The 6,536-nt window shown below is 46.7% G+C and carries 5 protein-coding genes; all 5 read right to left on the bottom strand.

Annotated elements, in window-relative coordinates:
• Positions 1 to 118 precede the first annotated feature (118 nt).
• Entirely contained in the window at positions 119 to 1,291 is a 1,173-nt protein-coding gene (locus DW917_RS12240; RefSeq protein WP_118119114.1) for an MFS transporter, read from the bottom strand.
• Between the two features lie 8 nt (positions 1,292 to 1,299).
• The gene (locus DW917_RS12235) at positions 1,300 to 1,935 is read right to left on the bottom strand and encodes a YhcH/YjgK/YiaL family protein (RefSeq protein ID WP_118119120.1); all 636 of its coding nucleotides are present in this window, start codon (positions 1,933 to 1,935) and stop codon (positions 1,300 to 1,302) included.
• A gap of 229 nt (positions 1,936 to 2,164) precedes the next feature.
• On the bottom strand, positions 2,165 to 2,608 hold the full coding sequence (gene rpiB / locus DW917_RS12230; protein ID WP_118119112.1) for a ribose 5-phosphate isomerase B: 444 nt from the start codon (positions 2,606 to 2,608) through the stop codon (positions 2,165 to 2,167).
• Positions 2,609 to 2,727: 119 nt separating this feature from the next.
• Positions 2,728 to 4,749, bottom strand: a complete 2,022-nt coding sequence (locus tag DW917_RS12225; protein ID WP_118119110.1) for a transketolase — start codon at positions 4,747 to 4,749, stop codon at positions 2,728 to 2,730.
• A gap of 107 nt (positions 4,750 to 4,856) precedes the next feature.
• Complete coding sequence (locus DW917_RS12220; RefSeq protein WP_118119109.1) at positions 4,857 to 6,428, bottom strand: alpha-N-arabinofuranosidase; 1,572 nt, start codon at positions 6,426 to 6,428, stop codon at positions 4,857 to 4,859.
• Positions 6,429 to 6,536: the final 108 nt, after the last annotated feature.

Genomic DNA, 6,536 nt, shown 5'->3' with positions numbered 1-6,536 from the left:
AAAAAAAGGGTGCGTCACAGACTTATGACACACCCTCTTTTAAATGATTGTAGAAGAATAAAAAATCTTCTAAGATATTTTGTAATGTTATCTTATATCACACTTTTATGAGGGACTTTTACTTTGTACTGCAAATAGTGATGCTGAGCGATATGGCTGCCAAGACTGCTCCTACTGCACATACACCCATCCAACCTTCATGTGTCCAGGCTAATCCGGCGCAATATGTGCCAAAGGAGCCACCAATAAAATAGGTGGTCATGAAAATGGTGTTGGCCCTGTTTGATGCTTCAGGCATTTCCTGAATGCAACCACTCTGATTACTTAGTTGCAGACATTGTAAACCGATGTCAACCAGAATAATAGCCACAATAAGTCCCATATAGGTGTCGCCAAAGAGATAAGCTGTGGTCCATGCTACAAGTTGCAGGCAGGCGCCATAAAGGCTTAACTTTCTAATGCCCCATTGGTTCACAAGTTTACCCAATCCGCTTGCTGCTAATGCTCCAGCTATACCGCACATACCTAAGGTGCCCACCATCTCGCTACCCGAAAAGAATGGGGCTTGTGCCAAGCGAAAGGCGAGACAAGACCAGATGGCCATCATACTACCAAAACTGAAAGCTGCACGGATGGCATAGAGACGTATGCGAGCATTGCTTGCTACAATGTGGAAGACACTTTTCATCAGCCCCCTATATGTTCCTACATAGTTGCTGTCTATCTGCGGCATAATCTTGAGCGTGAGAATCAGGCAGACTATCATGATGAGGGCTGCTATGATAAACATCTCGCGCCAGCCCAACCATTCGCCCACGTAACCGCTGACCACTCTGGAGGCAAGAATGCCCGTAAGCAGTCCCGACAGGACAATGCCCATGTTTCTGCCTTTATTTTTCTTTTCGGAATATTGTCCTGCTATAGGAATGAAGAATTGTGGAATGACTGAGCAGGCTCCCAGCAGGAGAGAGGCACCCCAAACAATCCATACTCTTTGGGAAAAAGCTATGAAAACGGCCATGACGGCTGCTACGGACATATTGATGACGATGATGCGGCGACGCGAGTAGAGGTCACCCATAGGAATCAGGAAACATAAGCCCAGCGCATAGCCTATCTGTGTGACAACGGTTATGAGATTAGCCTCATGTTGACTCACGCCCATGTCATGGCGAATCATCTCTAAGAGCGGTTGATTATAGTAGCAGTTTGCTACTGTGAGGCCCGCTATAACAGCCATCGTCAGCAACAAACTGCGCTCTATTCCTTCGTTCTCTCTCAGTTGTTTCATTCTGCTAATCAATCTTTATAATCCACTTTGATGACAAGTACTCTGATGTCTTGATTGTCGGTATCATTGGCTACTTTGGCGATGTGCCAGTCACGAGGGAAAAAGATGAAAAATTCATCTGGAGTGCTGTCGTAGAACTTGGTACGGCACTTCTTGTAGTCGTAATGAATGACATCAGGACGGTACTTGCAGTTGGGCGTACTGGTATAGTGGTCGATGATGCCGAAACGCTCCACGCCCTTGACGACATACTGGAAATCAATGTGATGGTTGTGGCTTTCAGAACCGCGCTTTTCCAACGGATCATTTTTGCTGTCCTCTACGCTGATGGTGAGTGATGAGCCGGGAATCTTGTGCTTGCCGCCAGGAATACTGAGCAAATCGGTCTTGGCAAGGTAGTCGAAGAGAGCCTTCCACTGTTCAGGATTCTTCTGATACTGAAGATAGAAATCCACGAGATTGACGCTGTGATGAGGGCGGGCTTTGGTAAAACCATTCTGCCAGACACCTGATGCAGCCCATGCCTCTGCCTCCTTGATGAGTTGAGGGTTGTTGCCGTAATACTGGGTATAATAACCTTTTGCATTCTTGCTGCATGAAGACAGGGTCTTACAGCAGGCTTTCTTGTTTTCCTGTGCTACCATTGCCAATGAAGAAGAGAGCAATAGAGCAATTCCAAAAATGATTTTTTTCATTGTCGTTTTGTTGATTATGTTGATTTGTCTTAATCGTTGCAAAGGTACATCAAAATCATGAGATGACCAAGCAAAAAATGCAAAAAAAATGTGCTTATTCCCAATAGGGGAGATAAGCGCATTTTCTATAGGTTTACTGGTTCTTTCTGTTCATTTTCTTAAGAATCAGTTGCAAGACTTACTTCTGAAGAGGAATCTTCTTGACACGACGCTCGTGGCGGCCACCTTCAAAGGAAGCAGAGAAGAACTCGTCCATGATAGCTTCGGCAGTCTTGTTGTCGATGAAACGGCCTGGAAGTACCAAGACATTAGCATCATTATGCTGACGGATGAGATGAGCAATCTCCTTGTTCCATGCCAAACCAGCACGTACACCCTGATGCTTGTTCAAGGTCATGGAGATACCCTCGCCACTACCGCAGATACCGATACCAGGATAAACCTCGCCGCTCTCGATACCCTCGCCAAGTGCATGACCGAAGTCTGGGTAGTCAACGCTTTCGTCGCTATATGTACCATAATCCTTTACAGGATAACCTTTCTTCTCCAAATACTGCAATACAAATTGTTTCATTGGGAAACCTGCGTGATCGCATGCAACTCCTACTGTCTTTACTTCCATAATCGTTAAAATTTAAAGGTTAGAACTTATTTATATGAAAAAAAAAGAGTCAGGTGAAGGAGAAAAAGAGTAGTCTGAAACCCTCCAACTCCTTCACTTCTTACTCCTTTTTGTATTCTTTATGCCTCAGCTAAGAAAGCCTTTACCTGCTTGTAAACGTTCTCGCCTGTGTAACCGAGTTTCTCATCGAGTACCTTGTAAGGAGCAGAGAAACCGAAGCTCTCCAAGCCCCAAACCTTACCGTTGGCGCCTACGAGACCCTGGAGTGTTACAGGAAGACCAGCAGTCATACCGAAGATCTTAGCGTTCTTTGGCAATACGCTCTCCTGATACTCTTTGCTCTGACCACGGAACAAGCCCTCAGATGGAGCACTTACCACGCGTACCTTGATGCCATCAGCACGCAAAGCCTCGCAACCAGCCTCCAATGTAGAAACCTCAGAACCGCTTGCTACGAGGATAACGTCTGGATTCTCATCGCTGCCTGCTACGATGTAAGCACCCTTAGCAGCCTGCTCGTAATCATTACCTTCTGGCAACTTGGCGATGCCCTGACGAGAGAAGATGAGAGCTGTAGGAGTATCAACATTCTCCATAGCGAGCTTCCAGCAAACTGTAGTCTCATCAGCATCAGCTGGACGGAATACGCGAACGCTGTCCTTACCTGCATGGTTCTTCAACTTCTCCATCAAGCGGATCTGTGCTTCCTGCTCAACTGGCTCGTGGGTAGGTCCATCCTCACCAACACGGAATGCATCGTGAGTCCAGATGAACTTCACTGGAACCTGCATCAAAGCTGCCATACGAACCGCTGGCTTCATATAGTCAGAGAATACGAAGAATGTACCCATTGCTGCAACCACACCACCATGGAGCATCATACCGATACACATATCTGCCATAGTCAACTCAGCAACACCTGCCTGGAAGAAAGCACCAGAGAAGTCACCACGAACGATGCTCTTGGTCTTCTTCAAGAAACCGTCTGTCTTATCAGAGTTAGAGAGGTCGGCTGATGCACAGATCATGTTAGGAACCTGCTCTGCCAAAACGCCGAGACAAGTAGCAGATGCTGCACGAGTAGCTGAACCAGCCTTCTGCTCAATCTTACTCCAATCTACCTGAGGAGCCTTGCCGCTGAACCACTCATCCATCTGAGCAGCCTTCTCTGGGTTAGCCTTGCGCCACTCAGCCTCTGCAGCCTTGCGTTCAGCAACGATTTTCTTCAACTCCTCAGCACGCTTAGCGTAAATCTCCTTTACATCGTCGAAGATAACGAATGCATTCTCAGGATCACCACCGAGGTGCTTGATTGTATTTACGTAAGCGTCGCCACCGAGAGGAGCACCGTGAGTATTGATGCAAGCCTCGTAGCTTGTGCCATCAGCACGGAGGGCACCCTTGCCCATTACAGTCTTACCGATGATGAGGGTAGGGCGATCCTGCTCTTTCTGAGCTGCATCAAGAGCCTCGCGGATCTGAGCTACGTCGTTACCGTTGATCTTGATAACGTTCCAACCCCAAGCCTTGTACTTCATCTCTGTATCCTCGTTCATTACGACGCCACACTCTGTAGAGAGCTGGATGTCGTTAGAATCGTAGAACATGATGAGGTTGTTCAAGCCGAGGTTACCTGCGATACGGCCTACGCCCTGAGAGATTTCCTCCTCTACTGCACCATCAGAGATATATGCATAAATCTTGTGCTGCATCATAGTAGAACCAAGACGAGCCTCCAGGAACTTCTCGGCAACGGCAGCACCAGCTGCGAGGGCGTGACCCTGACCGAGAGGACCAGATGAGTTCTCGATACCACGCTCGAGGTCAAGTTCTGGGTGACCTGGAGTTACTGAACCCCACTGGCGGAACTGCTTGAGGTCTTCCATTGAGAAGAAACCGCGCATGGCCAAACCTGCATAGAGCATTGGACTCATGTGACCTGGGTCAAGGAAGAAACGGTCACGACCAGTCCATGTTGGATCTGCTGGATCATATACCAAGTACTCTGCGAAAAGTACATTGATGAAATCAGAACCACCCATAGCACCACCTGGGTGACCTGAGTTAGCTTTTTCTACCATTGAGGCAGCCAAGATACGGATATTATCGGCTGCATGATTCATTACCTTAATGTCATTCATAATAGAATTATAATTTTTATGTGTTAAAACTTCTGCTGAAACGATAGGTTCCAGAGCCTTTTAATGTATAAAAACAGGCTCTGGCCTTTTTACACCCTACAAAAATACTATTTTATTTTTAAAACAACAATAGATTTTGCAGGAATCTTTACTTTTAGGGCGTTTTTCTTCAATTTCGCATCCTTAAATGTGGTTGGCTTCACTACTTCTGGATGTTCGAAGTCATTGAAGTCGCTTACTTTCTTGCAAGTGAGAATTTTACCTGCCACGTTTTTTGCCTGTACTCCGTCGAGGGCAAATTCTATCTCCTGCGCCTTGTCCAGGCTTACGTTGGCAAGTGAAACGACGATGGTTCCGTCTGTCTTCTTGGCTGCTGAAGTGGAAACTACAGGAATCTTGCGACCATTCTTGGCATGGCTGTCGCCACGAACGTCCATAGAATCACATTTCACATCCATCGGAAGGTAGGTTGCTTCCTGGAAATCCTTATACATATTAAATACGTGGTAGGTCGGAGTGAGTACCATGTGACCTGTACCTTTCGTATCTGTCAGAATCATTGACTGGAGAACGTTGACTACCTGAGCGATATTGGTCATACGGATTCGGTCGCAATGACGATGGAAAACATTCAGTGAGAGCGCAGCTACAAAGGCATCGCGCATACTGTTCTGCTGATAGAGATGGCCCTTGATTGTGCCCGGTTCCTCATCCCACCAGGTTCCCCACTCATCGACCAGAAGACCAATTTGCTTTTTAGGGTCAGCCTTGTCCATGATGGCCTCGTGCTTTTTGATGACATCCTCGATGCCAAGACACTTGCCCATGGTCCAATAGAAATCATCGTTATTAAATTTGGTAGCAGAGCCTTTGCTGCCACTCCAACCTGTGACGGTATAATAATGAAGTGAGATTCCGTTGGCACGATGACCAACACGGTCCATCAAGACTTTGGTCCAGTTGTAATCGTAGTCGCTGGCACCTGATGCAATCTTGTAGAGTTCGTTGCCATCATAGTTGCGGCAATATACGGAGTATCGGCGGAAGAGGTCTGAGTAGTACTCTGGGCGCATGTTTCCACCGCATCCCCAGCTCTCGTTGCCCACTCCGAGGTATTTTACTTTCCAGGCTTTATCGCGACCGTTCTGGCGGCGGAGTTTTGCCATTGGAGTATCACCATCGCTGGTCATGTATTCTACCCACTTTGCTAATTCCTCGACCGTACCCGAACCAACGTTTCCGCTGATATAAGGTTCGCAGCCGATCATCTCGCAGAGATTCAGAAACTCGTGTGTACCGAAAGAATTGTCCTCGATGGTTCCACCCCAGTTGTTGTTTTGCATCTTAGGGCGTTTCTCACGTGGACCGATACCATCCATCCAGTGATATTCATCAGCGAAGCATCCTCCTGGCCATCTCAATACAGGAACCTTCAGGTCCTTCAAGGCTTGGAGTACGTCGTTACGATAACCCTGAGTGTTGGGAATCTTAGAATCAGGACCCACCCAAAGTCCACCATAGATACAGCTACCGAGATGCTCGGCAAACTGACCGTAGATTTCCTTGTAAATCTTCTGGGTGCCCTGATTGGCATGTATGGTACCTGTCACATCCTGAGCCTGGGCAGAGAACGCAACGGCTGTTGATAATAACGTGGTTGCAATAAGTCTGTTCATCATCGTTTTTGTTGTTTTAATTTTTTAGGTTTCCATATATGATATTATCTTCTATATATAATAAGGTATATTTCCTTATCTTATTAAAACGAATCTCATCTTGCGATAAGA

This window comes from Prevotella sp. AM42-24 (assembly GCF_003461825.1).
In the GTDB taxonomy this organism is placed as follows: domain Bacteria; phylum Bacteroidota; class Bacteroidia; order Bacteroidales; family Bacteroidaceae; genus Prevotella; species Prevotella hominis.
This window is presented reverse-complemented; position numbering and strand designations above follow the sequence as displayed.